Source organism: Streptomyces sp. P5F9 (assembly GCF_057961495.1).
In genome coordinates, this window is sequence record NZ_JBXVPZ010000168.1 from 1 (window position 1) to 19,248 (window position 19,248).

At 70.4% G+C, this 19,248-nt stretch carries 18 protein-coding genes; 11 read left to right on the top strand and 7 right to left on the bottom strand.

Translation table 11 applies throughout. From position 1 onward, the window contains the following. Window positions 1-300 precede the first annotated feature (300 nt). The 3 genes from AC31A1_RS25285 (at window position 301) to AC31A1_RS25295 (ending at window position 2,894) form a co-directional block, all read left to right on the top strand. Complete coding sequence (locus tag AC31A1_RS25285; protein ID WP_489655517.1) at window positions 301-921, top strand: PadR family transcriptional regulator; 621 nt, start codon at window positions 301-303, stop codon at window positions 919-921. Window positions 922-1,104: 183 nt separating this feature from the next. Further along, the gene (locus AC31A1_RS25290; RefSeq protein ID WP_489655518.1) at window positions 1,105-2,121 is read left to right on the top strand and encodes an ATP-binding cassette domain-containing protein; all 1,017 of its coding nucleotides are present in this window, start codon (window positions 1,105-1,107) and stop codon (window positions 2,119-2,121) included. After that, on the top strand, window positions 2,118-2,894 hold the full coding sequence (locus tag AC31A1_RS25295) for an ABC transporter permease (RefSeq protein ID WP_489655519.1): 777 nt from the start codon (window positions 2,118-2,120) through the stop codon (window positions 2,892-2,894). The genes AC31A1_RS25290 and AC31A1_RS25295 overlap by 4 nt, the downstream gene beginning before the upstream one ends. Before the next feature lie 116 nt (window positions 2,895-3,010). On the opposite strand, the gene AC31A1_RS25300 is transcribed toward AC31A1_RS25295, so the two are convergent. The 3 genes from AC31A1_RS25300 to AC31A1_RS25310 all read right to left on the bottom strand — a co-directional run bounded on the left by AC31A1_RS25300 (window position 3,011) and on the right by AC31A1_RS25310 (window position 5,259). Then, the gene (locus AC31A1_RS25300; RefSeq protein ID WP_489655520.1) at window positions 3,011-3,850 is read right to left on the bottom strand and encodes a siderophore-interacting protein; all 840 of its coding nucleotides are present in this window, start codon (window positions 3,848-3,850) and stop codon (window positions 3,011-3,013) included. Window positions 3,851-3,939: 89 nt separating this feature from the next. Beyond that, window positions 3,940-4,869 carry a 5'-3' exonuclease gene (locus tag AC31A1_RS25305; RefSeq protein ID WP_489655533.1) on the bottom strand — a complete coding sequence of 310 codons (930 nt, stop codon included), beginning with the start codon at window positions 4,867-4,869 and terminating at the stop codon, window positions 3,940-3,942. A gap of 21 nt (window positions 4,870-4,890) precedes the next feature. Continuing rightward, entirely contained in the window at window positions 4,891-5,259 is a 369-nt protein-coding gene (locus AC31A1_RS25310) for a hypothetical protein (RefSeq protein ID WP_489655521.1), read from the bottom strand. A 197-nt stretch (window positions 5,260-5,456) separates the two neighbouring features. Here AC31A1_RS25310 and AC31A1_RS25315 point away from each other — a divergent pair, with 197 nt between their 5' ends. From AC31A1_RS25315 to AC31A1_RS25330, 4 genes are all read left to right on the top strand, one after another. Next, on the top strand, window positions 5,457-6,542 hold the full coding sequence (locus AC31A1_RS25315; RefSeq protein WP_489655522.1) for a quaternary amine ABC transporter ATP-binding protein: 1,086 nt from the start codon (window positions 5,457-5,459) through the stop codon (window positions 6,540-6,542). Beyond that, window positions 6,535-8,358, top strand: a complete 1,824-nt coding sequence (locus AC31A1_RS25320; RefSeq protein WP_489655523.1) for an ABC transporter permease/substrate binding protein — start codon at window positions 6,535-6,537, stop codon at window positions 8,356-8,358. Before AC31A1_RS25315 ends, AC31A1_RS25320 begins: the two co-directional genes overlap by 8 nt. 383 nt (window positions 8,359-8,741) lie before the next feature. After that, entirely contained in the window at window positions 8,742-9,308 is a 567-nt protein-coding gene (locus AC31A1_RS25325; RefSeq protein ID WP_489655524.1) for a helix-turn-helix domain-containing protein, read from the top strand. Further along, window positions 9,308-10,027, top strand: coding sequence for a helical backbone metal receptor (locus tag AC31A1_RS25330; protein ID WP_489655525.1), 720 nt, complete (start codon window positions 9,308-9,310; stop codon window positions 10,025-10,027). Before AC31A1_RS25325 ends, AC31A1_RS25330 begins: the two co-directional genes overlap by 1 nt. On the opposite strand, the gene AC31A1_RS25335 is transcribed toward AC31A1_RS25330, so the two are convergent. Continuing rightward, window positions 9,954-11,063 carry a TDT family transporter gene (locus tag AC31A1_RS25335; protein ID WP_489655526.1) on the bottom strand — a complete coding sequence of 370 codons (1,110 nt, stop codon included), beginning with the start codon at window positions 11,061-11,063 and terminating at the stop codon, window positions 9,954-9,956. The two genes, AC31A1_RS25330 and AC31A1_RS25335, sit on opposite strands and share 74 nt — an antisense overlap. A gap of 70 nt (window positions 11,064-11,133) precedes the next feature. On the opposite strand from AC31A1_RS25335, the gene AC31A1_RS25340 reads away from it, so the two are divergent. Continuing rightward, window positions 11,134-12,057 carry a LysR family transcriptional regulator gene (locus AC31A1_RS25340; protein WP_489655527.1) on the top strand — a complete coding sequence of 308 codons (924 nt, stop codon included), beginning with the start codon at window positions 11,134-11,136 and terminating at the stop codon, window positions 12,055-12,057. Here the strand turns inward: AC31A1_RS25340 and AC31A1_RS25345 are convergent. Together AC31A1_RS25345 and AC31A1_RS25350 are read right to left on the bottom strand one after the other, a co-directional pair. Beyond that, window positions 12,054-12,746, bottom strand: a complete 693-nt coding sequence (locus tag AC31A1_RS25345) for a gamma-glutamyl-gamma-aminobutyrate hydrolase family protein (protein ID WP_489655528.1) — start codon at window positions 12,744-12,746, stop codon at window positions 12,054-12,056. The two genes, AC31A1_RS25340 and AC31A1_RS25345, sit on opposite strands and share 4 nt — an antisense overlap. 70 nt (window positions 12,747-12,816) lie before the next feature. Then, a complete protein-coding gene (locus AC31A1_RS25350; RefSeq protein ID WP_489655529.1) occupies window positions 12,817-13,551 on the bottom strand; it encodes a FadR/GntR family transcriptional regulator in 735 nt (244 codons plus the stop codon). A gap of 85 nt (window positions 13,552-13,636) precedes the next feature. Between AC31A1_RS25350 and AC31A1_RS25355 the strand changes: the two genes are divergently transcribed. From AC31A1_RS25355 to AC31A1_RS25365, 3 genes are read left to right on the top strand one after another with little or no spacing between them, the layout of a single operon-like run. Further along, the gene (locus AC31A1_RS25355) at window positions 13,637-15,007 is read left to right on the top strand and encodes a glutamine synthetase family protein (RefSeq protein WP_489655530.1); all 1,371 of its coding nucleotides are present in this window, start codon (window positions 13,637-13,639) and stop codon (window positions 15,005-15,007) included. Window positions 15,008-15,047: 40 nt separating this feature from the next. Continuing rightward, window positions 15,048-16,457: an aldehyde dehydrogenase family protein gene (locus tag AC31A1_RS25360; RefSeq protein WP_489655531.1), complete on the top strand. Its 1,410-nt coding sequence runs from the start codon at window positions 15,048-15,050 to the stop codon at window positions 16,455-16,457. Next, a complete protein-coding gene (locus tag AC31A1_RS25365; protein WP_366495599.1) occupies window positions 16,454-17,236 on the top strand; it encodes a 3-oxoacyl-ACP reductase in 783 nt (260 codons plus the stop codon). The genes AC31A1_RS25360 and AC31A1_RS25365 overlap by 4 nt, the downstream gene beginning before the upstream one ends. A gap of 84 nt (window positions 17,237-17,320) precedes the next feature. Here the strand turns inward: AC31A1_RS25365 and AC31A1_RS25370 are convergent, their stop codons facing one another. Further along, window positions 17,321-18,523 carry an amino acid deaminase/aldolase gene (locus AC31A1_RS25370; protein ID WP_489655532.1) on the bottom strand — a complete coding sequence of 401 codons (1,203 nt, stop codon included), beginning with the start codon at window positions 18,521-18,523 and terminating at the stop codon, window positions 17,321-17,323. Window positions 18,524-19,248: the final 725 nt, after the last annotated feature.

The window sequence follows — 19,248 nt, forward strand, 5'->3', positions numbered from 1 at the left end:
GAGTGGGGCGGGTCGGGGCGTATGTCGGAGGTGGTGGTAGTGGTCACGGCGGCACCTGCCTTCGGCGCAGGAGAGCGGAATCCTGACGGCGACAGCGGAATTCCTGTCGGGTGACAGAAATTAGGGAGGGGCTGTTTCGGCCGCGTCACGCCGCCGTGTCCGCGGCGGGCCTAAGTCCTCACGCCCTTGCCGTGGCAGCGAAATCGCGATACATCGTGTGTATTGACGCTCCCGCCCAACTCGCGATATGTTCGGTCACGGATATTCGGACGCGAGGTACGGATGGAGGCGATGGTCCCGATGGCTGCGAAGCGTCGCAAGCTCAGCAATCCGCTCGCGCTCGCCGTGCTGGTGACCCTCTGGCAGGGGCCCATGCATCCGTACGAGATCGCCCAGACCCTTCGCCGCCAGGGCAAGGACACCAGCACGAAGATCAACTACGGCTCGCTCTACACGGTCGTGCAGAACCTGGAGAAGCACGGCTTCGTCGAGGTCGCCGACACGGAGCGCAAGGGCAACCGCCCCGAGCGCACGGTTTACGGAGTGACCGAGGCCGGCCGCGAGGAGACGACCGAGTGGCTGTCCGAGCTGCTGGCCCGCCCGGTCAAGGAGTACCCGATCTTCGAGACGGCCCTCTCGCTGCTCGGCGCCCTGCACCCCGACGAGGTGATGACGCTTCTGGAGGAGCGGGTGAAGAACCTGGACGTGCAGGCGGCGAGTGAGCGTGGGGCCCTGGAGAAGCTGTACGAGTCGGTGCCCCGGCTGTTCCTGATCGAGGTCGAGTACCAACTGCACATGATCGAGGCGCAGGCCGAGTGGGTGCGCGGTTTCCTGGAGGAGATCAGGAAGGGCTCGATGCTCGGCGTCGACGGATGGCGCCAATTCCACGAAACGGGGGAGCTGCCGACGGAGTTCACCTAGACACGAAGAACCCCGACCGGGCTGTTGGAGCAGCCCCGCCGGGGTCACGAACCCCGAACTGACCCGCCGTGCGGCGTAGCCAGGCGATCGAGGTGCGGCACACCCAGGATAGCCGGGCGCTCTTCACGCGGATCAGTCGTGACCTTTCACATCGCACATCCGCTCATTCCTTGGAGAGCTGTCATGGGCAGTACCCGTGCGCCCGCGGTCGAGGCGCGTCAACTGATCAAGACCTATTCCGGCGATGTCACCGCCCTCAACGGCATGGACATCACCGTCGAGCCCGGCACCGTCTTCGGCCTCCTCGGGCCGAACGGCGCCGGCAAGTCCACCACCGTCAAGATCCTCACCACCCTCGCCAGGCCCGACTCCGGCACGGCCACCGTCGCCGGCCACGACGTGCTGCGCCACCCCGACCGGGTCCGCCGCGCGATCGGTGTGGTCGCCCAGAACTCGGGCGCGGACCCGACGGCGACCGGCTGCGAGAACCTCCAACTCCAGGGCAGGCTCTACGGCTTGAGGGGCGCCGCCCTCGCGAAGCGGGTGGACGAGCTCCTCGACCGCTTCACCCTCGCCGACGCGGCGAAGCGTCCGGTGAAGGGCTACTCCGGCGGTATGCGCCGCCGCCTGGACGTGGCGCTCGGCCTGGTGCACCGGCCCGAGGTGCTCTTCCTCGACGAGCCCACCACCGGCCTGGACCCGGAGGCCCGCACCGCGATGTGGGACGAGATCGGCCGGCTCGCGGGGGAGGAGGGGCTGACCATCCTGCTCACCACGCACTACCTCGAAGAGGCCGACCGGCTCGCCGAACGCATCGCGATCGTCGACCGCGGCCGGGTCGTCGTGCAGGGTACCCCCGACTCGCTCAAGGGCGAACTCCGGGGCGACGCCGTCCACTTGGAGCTGCGAGAAGCGGTCGGCGACGCCGGTCGTACGCTGCTGCGGGGCACCCTCGTCGGGCTGCCGGGCGTGCGCGAGGTGCTGGTCGACGGGCGCCGGGTCAGTGCCCGCGCCGACGACGGAGCGGCCGCGATGCCCGTCCTGCTGGCGGCGTTCGAGCGGGCCGGCGTCGGGGTCGCCAGCGCGACCGTCGCCCGTCCCTCCCTGGACGACGTCTATCTCCGCTACGCGGGCCGCCGTTACTCCGAGGCCGACGCGAACAGCACCGGGCAGCTCGCGGTCGCCGGAGGTGCGCGATGAGCACCGCCGTCTCCCAGACCTGGTACATGACGCAGCGTCAACTCATGGTGTTCGCACGGCAGCCCGCCTTCGCGGTCATCACCCTCATCCAGCCGGTGATCTGGCTGTTCCTGTTCGGCAACCTCTTCAAGAAGGTCGTCGAGCTCGGCGGCTTCGGCACCACCTCGTACCTGGACTACCTCGTCCCGGGCGTGGTCGTGATGAGCGCCCTCAGCTCCAACATGTGGGCGGGCATGGGCACGTTGGAGGAGATCCAGCGCGGCACGCTGAACCGCTTCCTGACCACTCCGGTCAGCCGGGCCGCGCTGATGAACGGCAACGTCGTCAACAACGGCCTCGTCACCGCGCTCCAGTCGGCGATCATCGTGCTGCTCGGACTGCTCGGCGGCGCCGACTATCCGGGCGGCATCGCCGGCATCGCGATCCTGATCGTGGCCTCCGTGCTGCTGGGGACCATATTCGGGGCACTGTCCAACGCGCTCGGCATGCTGGTGCGGCAGCGGGAGTCGATCATCGGCATCAACACGTTCCTGCTGCTGCCGCTGACGTTCCTGTCCAGCGCCTTCATGGCGCCGTCCCAGATGCCCTCGTGGATACGGCACATCGCCGACTTCAACCCGCTCAACTGGGCGATGGTGGCGGGCCGTTCGGCGATGAGCGAGCACCCCGACTGGGGCGACGTACTCAGCCGGGGCGGCGCGTTGCTGGCACTCGCGGTAGCGGCGGTATGGCTGTCGATCCGCACGTTCAGGTCATACCAACGGTCGGTATAAGCGCCCCGAAAGGGGCGCGGGGCTGTGTCGATATGCGGCTCCGCCGCGCGGCCGCGACCAGCCACGACGGAGCCGCACACGCCGAACAACCCAAAGCGGCACCCCCTGTGGCGCACCTACGCGGCAACGCCTTCCTGCTCCGCCTCGATCTTCGCGTTCCACTCCCGCTTCGACGCCTGCCACCCGTCCTCGTTGTGGCCCAGGCGCCAGTACCCGGAGATCGAAAGATCCTCGCGCGGGATCGCCAACTCGACGCGCAGCAGGGCGCGGAGGTCTTTCACGAAGGCCGCCTCGCCGTGCACGAACGCGTGCATCCGGCCCTCCGGGAACTCCAGCGCCCGTACGGCCTCGGCGAGCGCCTCGCCGATGGGACGGTCGCCGCGGTGCAGCCAGACGACGTCGATGTCGGAGTCGATCTTCTGCTCCTCCTCGGGGCCGGAGATCTCCACGAAGGCGTGGGCCGTGGCGCCCTCGGGCAGCGACTCCAGCGCGCGGGCGATCGCGGGAAGCGCGCTCTCGTCCCCGGCGAGCAGATGCCAGTCGGCGCCCGCGTCGGGGGCGTAGGCGCCGCCGGGGCCCATGAAGTGGACGGTCTCGCCCGGCTGGACGCGGGTCGCCCACGGGCCGGCGAGGCCCTCGTCGCCGTGGATCACGAAGTCCAGGGTCATTTCGAGGTGCTCGGGGTCCCAGGCGCGCACGGTGTAGGTGCGGGTCACCGGCCACTGCTCACGCGGAAACTCGGCGCGGATGCGCTCCACGTCGAAGGGCTCGGGGTAGACCGCGCCCCCGGCCGGGAACAGCAGTTTCACGTAATGGTCGGTGCAGGTGTCCGCCGAGAACTCGGCCAGACCCTCGCCACCGAGCACCACGCGCTGCATGTGAGGGGTCAGGCGCTCGGTGCGGACGACCTGCGCGGAGTGGGGCTTACGCGGCTTCCGTGCCGGACGTTCTGCCATGACGGCCTCCCAGATTCCCATGCTTAGGCTTACCTAAGCTAGCACTACATTCTCTGTGAAAGGCAAGAAAGAAAGGGCAAGAACAATGCTTACGCGCCCAGCGTGGTGAGCAGTCGCTGCAATGATCCGCCCAGCCCCCAGCGCTCCGCCAGTGCGCCCACCAGCTCCGGGTCGCGCGGGGCGCGCGGCAGCGTCGGGTCGACATCCGGCAGCGGTACGTCGTCGGCGACCCGGACGACCTTGGGCGCGACCGCGACGTACGGCCGCGACTCGTCGAGGCGCTTGCGCTGCGAGGGGGTCAGCTTGGACTTGGGGTCGTCGATCGCCGCCATGATCCCGGGCACGTCACCGAACTCGGCGAGCAGCTTCGCCGCCGTCTTCTCGCCGATGCCGGGGACGCCCGGCAGACCGTCGCTGGGGTCGCCGCGCAGCAGCGCCAGATCCACGTAGCCGCGCCCGTCGACGCCGTACTTCTCGCGCAGGAACGCCTCGTCGGTGACTTGGAGCGTGCCGACGCCCTTGATCGGATACAGGACGCGGATCGCGCGGGCGTCGTCGACCAGCTGGTACAGGTCGCGGTCGCCGGTGACGATGTCGACAGGGCCCTTGGCGTGCGCCGTGAACGTGCCGATGACGTCGTCGGCCTCGTACGGCTCGACGCCCACGCGCGCGATGCCGAGCGCGTCGAGGACTGCCTCGATGACCGGCACCTGCGGGGAGAGCGTGTCCGGCACCTCCTCCGCGTCCGGGCCGCTCTCGCGGACCTCGGCGACGCGGTGCGCCTTGTAGGTGGGGATCAGGTCGACCCGCCACTGCGGCCGCCAGTCCGCGTCCATGCAGGCGACCAGCTGGTCGGGGCGGTGGTCCTTGACCAGGCGGTCGATGAATTCGAGCAGCCCGCGTACGGCGTTCACCGGCGTCCCGTCCGGCGCCTTCACGGACTCCGGGACGCCGAAATAGGCGCGGAAATAGAGCGAGGCGGTGTCGAGGAGCATCAGTCGTCCGGTCACGCCTCGCATCATGCCGCACGACGCCCACGGTCACGTACTGGCACGGGCCGGCAGTGTCAACAGCCATGTCCAGCGCGGACGTTCCGCGACCAGGGTGGCGACGGCGAGCACGGACACCGGGACGGCGGCCCACAGCGGCATGATCCACCAGGCGGCCACCAGGGCGCCCGCGATCTGGAGCAGCACGAGGAGGATCGTCACCCACCCCGGGACGGCGACGACCACGTGCGCCTTGTCACCCGGAGTGGTGAAGACGCTCGGCAGCCCGATCAGCACCACCAGCGACAGCACGGCCAGCGGCCACGAGTGTCCGGAGAGGGCCCAGGGCACACCGATCCAGGCGACGAGTTCCGTACTGAAGCGCAATGCCGACGGCACACGGTCGTCCGGTCGTTCCACGGCGCTCCCCCCACGGTCCCCGACAGCCACGTCGCCGGTGATCCTACGGCGTGAGTGACCTGGCCCACTCCTTGTTTGCGTCGGCGAAGCCTGGGAAGGCGCGGCCTCGGAGCGATGCCGGTTGCACATTCAACCGTCGAGGGGCCTTCGGGTCCGTCGCCGTCGCCTCCCGTCCTGCCCCCGATCGAGAGGTACGCGTGTCAGCCAGGCTAGAAGCCGAGCATCTGTACAAGGTGTTCGGCAGACGACCCGACCAGGCAGTCGAACGGCTCCGCGACGGAGCCGACCGGGAGGAACTGCGCGCCGACGGCACCACCGCCGCTGTGATCGACGCCTCCTTCTCCGTCGCACCGGGCCAGATCTTCGTCGTCATGGGCCTGTCCGGCTCCGGCAAGTCGACTCTCCTGCGGATGCTCAACGGACTCCTGGAGCCCACCGCGGGCCGCGTCCTCTTCGACGGCCAGGACCTGACCGCGCTCGGCGACCGCGAACTCCGCGAGGTCCGCGCCCGCAAGATCAGCATGGTCTTCCAGCACTTCGCGCTCTTCCCGCACCGCAGCGTCCGTGAGAACGCCGCCTACGGCCTGTCCGTGCAGGGCGTGCCCCGCGCCGAGCGCGAAGCCCGCGCCGGCGAGGCGCTCGCCCTGTGCGGCCTGGCCGGCTGGGAGGACTCCTGGCCCGACGAGCTGTCCGGCGGTATGCAGCAGCGCGTGGGCCTGGCCCGCGCGCTCGCCACCGACGCCGACCTGCTCCTCATGGACGAGTCGTTCAGCGCGCTCGACCCGCTGATCCGCCGGGACATGCAGGACCAACTCCTGGAACTGCAGAAGTCGTTGAAGAAGACGATCGTCTTCATCACCCACGACCTCAACGAGGCCATGCGCCTGGGCGACCGCATCGCCGTCATGCGCGACGGCCGCATCGTCCAGACCGGCACCGCCGAGGACATCCTCGTCCGCCCCGCCGACGACTACGTCTCCTCCTTCATCCAGGACGTCGACCGCTCCCGCGTCCTCACCGCGAGCTCCGTCATGGACACCGACCTGCGCGGCGACGAGGCCGACTGCGCCTGCGAGACCGCGACGCCGGACACGCCGTTCAACGACCTGTGCGCGATCAGCGCCCGCCTCACGCACGCCGTCGCGGTGCTCGACAAGGACCACGAGCTGGTCGGTGTCGTCCCCCGGCAGCGCCTGGTCGCCTTCCTCGGCGACGAGCAGCACGAACCCACCCCCTGTGCCAGTCCGCGCGACGGCGGCGAGAAGGTGACCGCCCGTGCCTAGGCTCCCGCTCGGCGACTGGGTCGACTCCGGTGTCGACTGGCTCCTCGCCCACATGTCCTGGCTCTTCGACGCGATCAAGACGGTCGTCGAGGGCATGTACGACGGCATCAACGCGGTCCTCACCGCGCCCGAACCCCTGCTCCTCGCGGGCATCCTGGCCGTCATCGCCTGGTGGCTGCGCGGGCTGGTCGCGGGTGTCCTGGCCTTCGCCGGGTTCCTGCTCATCGACTCGCTCGACCTGTGGGACCGGGCCATGTCGACCCTGGCCCTGGTGCTCGTGGCGACCGTCATCGCCCTGGTGATCTCGATCCCGCTGGGCATCTGGGCGGCCCGCTCCAAGACGGTCAGCGCGGTCGTACGGCCTGCTCTCGACCTGCTCCAGACGATGCCGTCGATGGTGCTGCTGATCCCGGCGATCCTCTTCTTCGGGCTCGGCACCTCCGCCGGCGTGATCGCCACCCTGATCTTCGCGCTCGCCCCGGGCGTCCGCATGACCGAGCTCGGCATCCGCCAGGTCGACGCCGAACTCGTCGAGGCCGCCGAGGCGTTCGGCACCTCACCGCGCGACACCCTGCTGCGCGTCCAGCTGCCGCTGGCGCTCCCGACGATCATGGCGGGCATCAACCAGGTCATCATGCTGGGCCTGTCGATGGTCGTCATCGCCGGCATGGTCGGCACCGGCGGGCTCGGCGGCGCCGTCAACGAGGCCATCGGCCAGCTCGACATCGGCTTCGGTTTCGAGGCGGGCGTCGGCATCGTCGTCCTCGCGATCTACCTCGACCGCATGACCAGCGCGCTCGGCACCCAGATCTCCCCGCTCGGCCGCCGCGCCGCCGCCAAGGCCCGCGCGGCCGGCACCGCCAAGCCCTGGAACTACCGCCCCCGCCCGGCGTTCGCCGTGATCGGCGTGGTCGTCCTCGCCCTCGTGGCCGGCGGCATCGGCGTCTTCGGCCCCTCCTCCGGCACGAAGGCGGCCTCCGCCACGGACGTCGGCAAGGGCAAGAACATCACCATCGGCTACATCCCCTGGGACGAGGGAATCGCCTCCACCTTCCTCTGGAAGGAGATCCTGGAGGAGCGCGGCTACAAGGTGACGACCACCCAGTACGCGGCCGGCCCGCTGTACACCGGCCTCGCCACCGGCCAGGTCGACTTCCAGACCGACTCCTGGCTGCCCACCACGCACGCCGAGTACTGGAAGAAGTACGGCAAGCAGCTCGACGAACTCGGCACCTGGTACGGCTCCACGTCCCTGGAGCTGACCGTCCCGTCGTACGTGAAGGACGTCAACACCCTCGCGGACCTCAAGACCCACGCCTCCGAGTTCGGCGGCAGGATCACCGGCATCGAACCGAGCGCCGGCATGATGGGCCTCCTGAAGACCAAGGTCCTCAAGGAGTACGGCCTCCAGGGCTCCTACGACGTCGTCGACGGCTCCACCCCGGCGATGCTGGCCGAGCTGAAGCGGGCGTACGCCAAGAAGCAGCCGATCGTCGTCACGCTCTGGTCGCCGCACTGGGCGTACAGCGACTACAAGCTGAAGAAGCTCAAGGACCCGAAGAACGCCTGGGGCAAGGGCGACGGCGTGCACACCGTCGCGCGCAAGGGCTTCGCCGACGACAACCCCGACGTCGGCACGTGGTTGAAGGACTTCAGGATGACCGAGTCCCAGCTCACCGGTCTGGAGGCGCAGATCCAGAAGTCCGGCAAGGGCGGGGAGCAGGACGCCGTCCGCACCTGGCTGAAGCAGCACCCGGGCCTCGTCGACCAGTTGGCGCCGGTCGCGAAGAACCAGAAGAGCCAGGCGGCCGGGTGACCTGACAGTCCCGCAGCCGCCGTCCCAGAGGTGGGCCTCACCGCACGTTCCCCCTTCGTGCGGCGGGGCCCACCTCTGTCGGTGCCCCGATCCGGTACGAAAAGGATCCGGCCAACCACATAGCGCTACGAAACCCCTCAATCAGGCCCGAGAGGTGAGCGGGAACACAGTCGACCGCGTACGCATTGAAGAGTAGAGAGGAAGTCCCCCGCCGATCGAGGGTCGGCGGGCCCGTGCGGACTGGCCAGAACCATGACGTCCGATCGCACGCTGTGTGACGTGGATGTGACAGGCGCATGAAACGGTTTGCCGAACATGCGTAGGGTGCAGAGAACTCATCAGAGGCAACTGGAAACCGACGAGCGAAGGAGGGAGCCGGAGCGATGGGCGACCACAAAGAACAGCCCCTTCGGGTGGGCGCGGCCGTACGGCGACGCCGCCGCGCGCTGTCCCTGACCCTCGCCGTCGTGGCCGAACGCAGCGGCCTGTCGGTGCCCTTCCTGAGCCAGGTCGAGAACGACCGGGCCCGCCCCAGCCGAAGCTCCCTGGAGAAGGTGGCCGACGCCCTGCGCACCACGGCCGTCGAACTCCTCGCCGCCGCCGACCCCGCGTGCAGCGTCGACGTCGTCCGCGCGGAGGAGTCCGACTCGGTCGGGGCACCCCGGATGCGTTCGCTGGTACGGGGTCACCACCAGCTGCACGCCTCGGAGTTCACCGGCGACCACGACGCCGGACGCGAATTCCAGCACCGCAACGACGAGTTGATGTACGTCGCGGACGGCGCCGTCGAGATCGAGGCGGAGGGGCGCGCGTACCGGCTGGTGCGCGGCGACACGATGTACCTGACCGGCGGTGTCCGTCACCGCTGGCGCGCGACCGTGCCGGACACCCGGGTGGTCGTGGTCGCGGTGGCCGAGCACATCGAGGCCGTCCAGGACCGCCAGCGCTGATGCGCGTCGTCTCCCTCGTACCGTCCCTCACGGAGGCGATCGCCGTATCCCTGCCGGGAGTTCTGGTCGGCGCGACGGACTGGTGCGGCCATCCGCCCGGCCTCGACGTGACGCGTGTGGGCGGCACCAAGAACCCGAAGCTCGACCAGATCCTCGCCCTGGCCCCCGACTTGGCGATCGCCAACGAGGAGGAGAACCGCGCACCGGACCTGACGGCCTTGCGCGAGGCGGGAGTTGAGGTCCTGGTCACCGAGGTGCGTGATGTCCCGCAGGCCTTCCGTGAACTGACCCGGGTCCTGGACGCATGCGGTGCTCCGCTCCGACCGCGCTGGCTGGACGAGGCGGAGCGGGCGTGGTCGGAGCTGCCGGAACCGGACGACCGTAGGACCGCTGTGGTGCCCGTCTGGCGTCGGCCCTGGATGGTACTGGGCCGGGACACGTTCGCCGGTGATGTGCTGTCCCGGCTGGGAGTCGACCACCTGTACGCGACGCACGCCGAGCGCTACCCGCGCGCCACCGTCGACGAACTACGGGCGGCGGCACCGGAGTTGGTGGTCCTCCCGGACGAGCGGTACCGCTTCACGGCCGACGACGGGCCGGAGGCCTTCGCGGGGCTGCCCTGCGCGCTCGTCAGTGGCAGGCATCTCACCTGGTACGGGCCGTCACTGGGCGAAGCGCCACGGGTGCTGGGCGCGGCCCTGCGAGCAGCTCACCGCTGAGCAGGCCGCGGGCCGTGTGCACGGCGGCGGTGGCCCAGGCGGCGACCAGGACGCCGTAGAGGATGATCGCGAGCCCGTCGTAGACGGCGAGGCCGGTGTGGCGGGACAGGGACTCGGCGCCGGTGACGCAGGTGCCGACCGGGAAGGTGAAGGCCCACCAGGTCATCGTGAAGCGCATGCCGTGGCGGCGGGCGCGGACGACGTGTGCGGTGGCGAGGCCGAACCAGAGCAGGGCGAAGCCCATGACGGGGACGCCGTAGAGGACGGCGAGGAGGCTGAAGCCCTGGGCGTACGCGGCGGGTACGACGCCGGGGGCGAAGTCCGCGAACTTGCCTACGGCGGTGGTGGATTGACCCAGTGGGCCCAGGACGAGGAACAGCGTCGGGGTGAGTGCTAGGGGCAGCGGTTCGCCGGTGACGAGCCGGGCGAAGACCAGCGGCAGCATCAACAGCGTTGCCAGCAGGCTCAGTCCGAACATCGCGAAGCACGCGAGGAGCAGCGTCTCCCGGGGCTGCCCGGGCGGCAGGTGGGGCACCAGGAGCGGACCGAGGGCCGCGGACACCATGGGCGCGACCACGGGCAGCAGCCACACGGGGGTCGCCTGTGCGGGGTGCACGTGATGCCGTACGGCCATCAGGTAGGGGACGGCGACGGCGGCCGTGAGTCCGATGACCGTGCCGGCGCCGAACAGCACGGCGTCGAGCGCGACCGCCGCCCGGAGCCCGATCCAGTCCTGCCCGACGACGAGGGTGCCGCCGCCCACCGCCAGCAGGGCCATCGCGAGGCAGCCGTAGAAGGGGGCCATCGCCGGGTCGAGGAGGTGGGCGCGGGCCTGGTCGCGGTGGTGGGTCCAGTGCAGGGTCCGGGCGGCGAGAAGGGCCGGCAGCATCGCGAGCGAGAGGGCCCAGACGGCGGTGCAGGCCGTGCGCAGTCCCGGGAGGTGGAGCGGGAGCCCGGCACCGGCCGTGGCGACGATGGCGGTGCCCATGACGGAGGCGTACCAGTTGGGTCCGAGATGACGAACGGCGGTGACCATGCCTCCACCGTCTCGCCGACTGAGACGCGCGACCAGGGAGTATGTGTCTATGGGGACATAAACTGGATTTATGAGTGGGAGTGAGACGGAAGATCAGCGGGGCGGGTCGATCGCGCACCGGGTGCCGGACCTCGGGGCGCTGGAGCTGCTGCTGGCGGTGGCACGGCTCGGCAGCCTCGGCGCCGCGGCCCGCGAACTGGGCATCACGCAGCCGGCTGCCAGCAGTCGTATCCGCTCCATGGAACGGCAGCTCGGCGTGGCCCTGGTCGACCGTTCACCGCGCGGATCGAGCCTGACCGACGCCGGGGCCCTGGTCACGGACTGGGCCCGCCGCGTCGTCGAGGCGGCCGCGGCCTTCGACGCGGGCGCCCAGGCCCTGCGGCACCGCCGCGACTCCCGCCTCCGCGTCGCCGCCAGCATGACCATCGCCGAGTACCTCCTCCCCGGCTGGCTCCTCGCCCTCCACTCCCAACGCCCCGACACAGCCGTCTCGTTGCTGGCCGGCAACTCGACCACGGTCGTGGAACGCCTCCTTGCCGACGAGGCCGACCTGGGCTTCGTGGAGGGCCTGTCGGTCCCACCCGGCCTGGACTCCACGGTGATCGCCCACGACCGCCTGATCGTCGTCACGGCCCCGACCCATCCGTGGGCCCGCCGTCAACGCCCGGTACCGGCCGAGGAGTTGGCGTCGACGCCGCTGATCCTGCGGGAGAAGGGCTCGGGCACCAGGCAGGTACTGGACGCGGCACTGGGCGGCCTGGCCCGCCCTCTCATCGAGTTGTCGTCCACCACGGCGGTCAAGGCGTCGGCGGTGAGCGGAGCCGGGCCCGCGGTGCTGAGCGAACTCGCCGTGGGGGAGGAGCTGTCGATGCGGAGGCTGGTGCGCATCCCCGTCGAAGGAGTCACGCTCGCCCGGGACTTGAGAGCGGTCTGGCCCACGGGCCACCGGCCGACGGGACCGGCACGGGAACTGCTCTCGCTGACGCAGGGCTAGCGGGCTTTCGCGGCCGCTTCCACCAACGCCCGCATCACCCGCAGGTCCTCGCCCATCTCGGGGTGCCACTGCACCCCCAACACCCAGTCGGCGGACGGGAGTTCGACGGCCTCCGGGGTGCCGTCCCCGGCCCAGGCCGACACCGTGAGGCCCGCGCCCAGGCGGTCCACGGCCTGGTGGTGGAAGGTCGGGACCGAGGTCTCCTCCGGTACCGCGGAGGCGTACAGGGTTCCCGGTACCGGTTTGACCGGGTGGTGGCCGAAGACGCCCGGTGTCTCCGCGTGGCCGTCGATGTGCTGGACGAGGGTGCCGCCCACGGCGACGTTCAGGAGCTGCATTCCTCGGCAGATGCCCAGGAGGGGGATGCCCGCGGTCAACGCGGCCTCGATCAGGGCGAGTTCCCAGGCGTCCCGGGCGGGAGCCGGCGGGCCGGTGCGGGGGTCGCGGTCGGCGCCGTAGCGGACCGGTTCCACGTCGGGGCCGCCCGCGATCACCAGGGCGTCCAGGCGGGCCACGGTGGCTACGGCGTGTTCGGGGGAGTCCGGGGGCAGCATCGCGGCCAGGCCGCCCGCGCGCTGCACGAGCCGGGGGTAGCCGGCCGGCAGCAGGGCCGCCTCCAACTCCCATGTGCCCCAATGTGCTCCGGCCTCCAGATACGTACTGATGCCGATCAGCGGTCTGCCCGCCATGCACCCCTCCGACGTGAAGCGAATTGAATGGACTCCGCGGGAACCATTGAACTACCCGCTGGTCAGGCGGTCATGCCAGGAACCCCCGCAGCAGCGCCGCCGTCCCCGCGCAGTGCTCCCGCATCATCTCCCGCGCCCCGTCCGCGTCCCCGTCCAGGACCGCCTCGACCAGCGCGATGTGCTGGCGCTGCGAGTGCTCCAGGTTGCGGACCAGGAGGGGGATGCAGTCGAGGAGGTCGTTCACCGTGGCCCGAACCGCCGCGTACTGCGCGGTCAGCGTCGGCGAACCGCACAGCTCGGCCAGCGTCAGGTGCAGCAGGGTGTCCAGGCGGCGGTAGTCGGCGAGCGGGGCGTCGTGCGTGCGGGCCAGGGCGTCGCGCAGGCGGCCCGCCTGTTCACCGCTCAGGCCGTGGGTCGCGCACAGGCCCGTCGCGCCGACCTCCAGCACCTCGCGGAAGCGCAGCACGTCCTCGATGTCGACCGCGCTGATCCGCCGCCGCAGCTCGTCCTCGCCGCCCGCGTCCGACTTCGGCAGGACGAACGTCCCGCCGTAGCGCCCGCGCCGCGACTCCACCAGACCCTGGTCCTGCAGTACCTTCAGAACCTCGCGCAGCGTCACCCGACTGATCCCGAGCCGCTCGGCCAGCTCCCGCTCGGCCGGCAAGCGTTCGCCCCCCGGCACCAGACCCAGCCGTACGACCTGCAGAATCTGTTCCAGCGCCTCTTCGAAGCCGTTGCCCGCCCGCACCGGCCGCAGTACCGGGGTCAACCGGTCCTCAAGCCCGTTCTCCGCTTCCAGCGACATATGGCGGCACCCCCTTCCCAAGCAATGGTTCTCCGCAATACCTTATGGCTTCCGGCTGACCGTAGAAGCCGAAGGAGGCTTTCCCGTGGCAGACCGCACACCCCCACTGGGCGTCGAGGCACTTCAACGCCTCGTCGCCAGTGGTGAGATCGACACTGTCGTCCTGGCCTTCCCCGACATGCAAGGGCGGCTCCAGGGCAAGCGGTTCGCCGCCCAGTTCTTCCTGGACGACGTGCTCCGGCACGGCACCGAGGGCTGCAACTACCTCCTCGCCGTCGACACCGAGATGAACACGGTCGACGGCTACGCCATGTCCTCCTGGGAGCGCGGTTACGGCGACTTCGCCATGCACCCGGACCTGACCACCCTCCGCCGTGTGCCCTGGAACGCCGGCACCGCCCTGCTGATCGCCGACCTCGCCTGGAACGACGGATCGCCGGTGGTCGCCGCACCCCGCCAGATCCTGCGCCGCCAGCTGGAGCGCCTCGCCGAGCACGGATTCACCGCGCAGGTCGGTACGGAGCTGGAGTTCATCGTGTTCAAGGACACGTACGAACAGGCCTGGGACGCCAACTACCGAGGGCTCACCCCGGCCAACCAGTACAACATCGACTATTCGGTGATGGGGACCGGGCGCATCGAGCCGCTGCTGCGCCGGATCCGCAACGACATGACCGTCGCCGGGCTGACCGTCGAGTCGGCCAAGGGCGAGTGCAACCCGGGCCAGCACGAGATCGTCTTCCGCTACGACGACGCCCTCGTCACCTGCGACCAGCACGCGATCTACAAGACCGGCGCCAAGGAGATCGCCTCCCAGGAAGGCGTCTCGCTGACCTTCATGGCGAAGTACAACGAGCGCGAGGGCAACTCCTGCCACATCCACCTCTCGCTGGCCGACGCGGACGGCGGCAACGCCATGGCGGGGACTTCGGACGACCCCGGTGGCATGTCGGAGGTCATGCGGTACTTCCTCGCCGGACAGCTCGCCGCGCTCCGCGACTTCTCGCTGCTCTACGCCCCGAACATCAACTCGTACAAGCGGTTCCAGCCGGGTTCGTTCGCGCCGACCGCCGTCGCCTGGGGGTACGACAACCGCACCTGCGCCCTCCGGGTCGTCGGCCACGGCCGCTCGATGCGCTTCGAGAACCGGCTGCCCGGCGGGGACGTGAATCCCCACCTGGCGGTGGCGGGGCTCGTCGCGGCCGGGCTCTACGGCATCGAGCAGAAGCTGGAGCTGCCGGAGGCGTGCGCGGGCAACGCCTACAGCGGCGACTACGCGCACGTCCCCACCAATCTCCGCGAGGCCGCCGAACTGTGGGAGAACAGCCCGATCGTCAAGGCCGCCTTCGGCGACGAGGTCGTCGCGCACTACCGCAACATGGCACGCGTCGAACTGGACGCCTTCGACGCCGCCGTCACCGACTGGGAGCTGCGCCGCTCCTTCGAACGTCTGTGAGGACCGCTTTGCCCGCCGACGACCGTCTGTGAGGACACCCTTGCCTGCCGAGCACCCGCTGGAAGTACTCAACCCCGCCACCGAGGAGGTCCTCGCCACCGTCCCCGCCGCCACCGCGGCCGACGTGGACGCCGCCGTCGTACGCGCCATCCGGGCCCAGACGAAGTGGGCGGCCCTGCCGCCCGCGGACCGGGCCCGGCTGCTGCGCCGCTTCGCGGCCGCCGTCGACGAACACCTCGAAGAACTGGCCCAGTTGGAGGTGCGCGAGGCCGGGCACACGGTCGGCAACGCCCGCTGGGAAGCCGGCAACGTCCGTGACCTGCTGGACTACGCGGCCGGGGGAGTGGAGCGGCTGACGGGGCGGCAGATCCCCGTCGCGGGCGGCCTCGACATCACCATCCTCGAACCGCTGGGCGTGGTGGGCGTGATCGCCCCCTGGAACTTCCCGATGCCGATCGCCGCGTGGGGCACCGCCCCGGCGCTCGCGGCCGGCAACGCCGTCATCCTCAAGCCGGCCGAGACGACCCCGCTGACCGCGCTCCGGCTGGCCGAACTCGCCCTGGAGGCAGGCCTTCCCGAGGGTCTCTTCCAGGTGCTGCCCGGCCACGGACCGGTCGCGGGCACCGCAATCGTCGAGCACCCGGGCATCGCGAAGATCGTGTTCACCGGGTCTACGGCCGTGGGCAAACAGGTGTTGGCGAAGGGCTCGGCGCTCCTCAAGCGCGTCACCCTCGAACTCGGCGGCAAGAGCCCCAACATCGTCTTCGCCGACGCGGACATCGAGGCGGCCGCGGCCGCAGCCCCCATGTCCTTCCTCGACAACTCCGGCCAGGACTGCTGCGCCCGCACCCGCATCCTCGTCCAACGCGGCGTCTACGACCGGTTCCTGGACCTCCTGACCCCCGCGATCGAGGCGGTGACGGTCGGCGACCCGGCCGACGAGACGACGGACATGGGCCCGCTGATCTCCAAGACCCAGCTGGAGCGCGTCCGTTCGTACGTCACCGACGACCTGGCCGGCATCCGGGGCAAGGCGCCCGAGGGCCCCGGCTTCTGGTTCCCGCCCACAGTGGTGACCGGCGTCGACCCGCACGCGCGCGTGGCCGTCGAGGAGGTCTTCGGACCCGTCGCCGTGGTGCTCCCCTTCGAGGACGAGGCGGAGGCGGTGGCGCTGGCCAACGCCACCGACTACGGCCTCTCCGGCTCCATCTGGACCCGCGACGTCGGCCGCGCCCTGCGCGTCTCGCAGGCCGTCCGGGCGGGCAACCTGTCCGTCAACTCCCATTCCAGCGTCCGCTATTGGACCCCCTTCGGCGGCTTCAAGCAGTCGGGGATCGGCCGCGAACTGGGCCCGGACGCGCTCACCGCCTTCACCGAAACCAAGAACGTCTTCATCAGCAACGTCTCCACCAGCAACGTCTCGACCAGCACGGAGGGCTCCGCACAGTGACCTCAGAGATTGTTTGCCGGCGTCTCGTCGGCCGTACCGCCGTCATCACCGGAGCCGGCAGCGGCATCGGTCTCGCCACCGCGCGCCGGCTCGCCTCCGAGGGCGCGCACGTCGTCTGCGGCGACATCGACGAGACCCACGGCAAGGCGGCGGCCGACGAGGTCGGCGGGCTGTTCGTGAAGGTCGACGTCACCGACCCCGAGCAGGTCGAGGCGCTCTTCAAGACGGCCTTCGACACCTACGGCAGCGTCGACATCGCCTTCAACAACGCGGGCATCTCACCGCCGGACGACGACTCCATCCTCGACACCGGCCTTGAGGCCTGGAAGCGCGTCCAGGACGTCAACCTCACGTCCGTGTACCTGTGTTGCAAGGCCGCGATCCCGTACATGCGGCGCCAGGGCAAGGGCTCCATCATCAACACGGCGTCGTTCGTGGCGAGGATGGGCGCGGCGACCTCGCAGATCTCGTACACCGCGTCCAAGGGCGGTGTCCTCGCCATGTCCCGTGAACTGGGCGTGCAGTTCGCCCGCGAGGGCATCCGTGTCAACGCGCTGTGCCCGGGCCCGGTCAACACCCCACTTCTCCAGGAGCTGTTCGCGAAGGACCCCGAGCGCGCAGCGCGCCGCCTGGTGCACATCCCGGTCGGCCGTTTCGCGGAGGCGACCGAGATCGCCGCGGCCGTGGCCTTCCTGGCGAGTGACGACTCGTCGTTCGTCAACGCCGCCGACTTCCTTGTGGACGGCGGGATTTCGGGAGCGTACGTCACCCCGATGTGAGGTCGGCCGGTCAGCACGCAGCGACGGCCCGGAAGAACTTCCGGGCCGTCGTGCGTTTTTGCCGGTTCGTTTACTGCCGGTCCGTCAGAGGAACGTCATGCCTTCGCCGCGATAGGTAGGCACCGTGGCGGTCACCGCGTCGCCCTCGATCAGGTGCAACGCGTCGAAGCGCTCGCAGAGTTCACCGGCCTTGGCGTGCCGGAACCACACCTTGTCGCCGATGAGGAGATCGTCGGCGGGGGAGCCGAGCAGCGGCGTCTGCACCTCGCCGGGCCCTTCCTGAGGGTCGTAGCGCAGGCCCTGCGGGAGGTACGGCACCGGGAGCCGGTCGGGGCCGGGGGCGCCGGAGGCCGGGTAGCCGCCGCCGAGGACGGTGACGACGCCGACGCCCGGGCGCCGTACGACGGGCATGGCGAAGAGCGCGGACGGACGGCCGTGGAACGACGTGTAGTTGTCGAAGAGGCGCGGCACGTACAGCCCGGAGCCAGCCGCGATCTCGGTCACGGCGTCCTCGGCGGCGGTGTGCTGCACACTCCCGGTGCCACCGCCGTTGACGAACTCCAGGTCGGGTACGACTGCCCTCACCGCGCGCACCACTTCCGCGCGCCGCTCGGCGAGTTCACGCTTGGCGGTGGCCTGCATCAGCCGGATGGCGCGCGAGCGGAACGGCCGCCCGGCGACGGAGTCGCCGACACCGGCGATGTGCCCTTCGTAGGCCATGATCCCGACGACCTTGAAGCCGGGGCGGCGGGACACCGTCCGTGCGATGTCGGCGAGTTGGGCGGGGGTGCGCAGCGGGGAGCGGAGCGCGCCGACGCGGACGCGGCCGCCGAGCATCCGCAGCGAGGTGTCCAACTCCAGGCAGACGCGGATGACTTCGGTGCCGCCGTCGCGTGAGTCGTCGATGAGTTTGAGCTGGGCGGGGTCGTCGATCATCACGGTGACGGCGGCGGCGAGCTTGGGGTCGTTGGCGAGTTCGCCGAAGGCGGCGTGGTCGGCGGAGGGGTAGGCGAGGAGGACGTCCTCGAACCCGGAACGGGCGAGCCAGAGCGACTCGGCGAGGGTGAAGGACATCAGGCCCGCGAAGCCGTCCCTCGCCAGGACGCGTTCGAGGAGGGTTCGGCAGCGGACGGACTTGCTGGCGACGCGGACCGGCTTGCCGCCGGCCCGGCGGACGAGATCGTCCGCGTTGGCATCGAAGGCGTCCAGGTCGACGATCGCGAGGGGGGCGTCGAGGTGGGCGGTGGCCCGGTCGTAACGGGCCCGGTCGGCGGCGCGCGCAGTCATGGACGCAGCCTGCCAGACAGGATTACCGCAGGGTAGGGGGACGTTCCGGGCAGATGCCCCGAGGGCGTGGACTGGTTCCCGTTCGAGCGGGGGCAACCCGTAGAGTGACGCGCACGCACGGAGGAAACGCCGCCGGTCGTTCGACCGCGCCCGGGATGGCGGTCCACCGCTGCGGGTATGCGTGCTCGGGACGACTTTGTTTCTGTGTCTTTGATTTTGTGTCGTGCCGGGTGAGAGCGGGGTGGACGCCGGTCCGTATACGAGCAGGGGCAGGAGTACACCGGCCCCGGTGCGAACAAACGGTGGCCCGGGTACGAGGAAACGGGGGGTGCATGAGCACGGAAGCGCGACGCGCCCCCGGACCGGCGGGTTCGACGCCGCCGCACCGCCCGCCGGGCTCGACGGGATCGGGATCGGGATCGATGGGCTCCGTGAACCCGGCGAACGGGACGAATTCGGGGAACGTGACGGACTCGGCGGGGCGGCCGACGGCCGACGAGGCAACGGGCGAGGACTTGGACCGACCGCATTCTGGTTCTGTGGGGGATTCGGGAACGGCGGAGGCTGCGGGGGCGGCTGAGTCAGCGGCCTCTTCGGGTTCGGCTTCGGGTTCGGTTTCGGGTTCTCCTTTGGGTTCACCTTCGGTTCCGGGCTCGGGTTCCGTCTCTGGTCCGGCCTCGGGGTCCGCTTGGGGTCCGGTCTCGGGTTCCGGTTCGGGTCCGGTC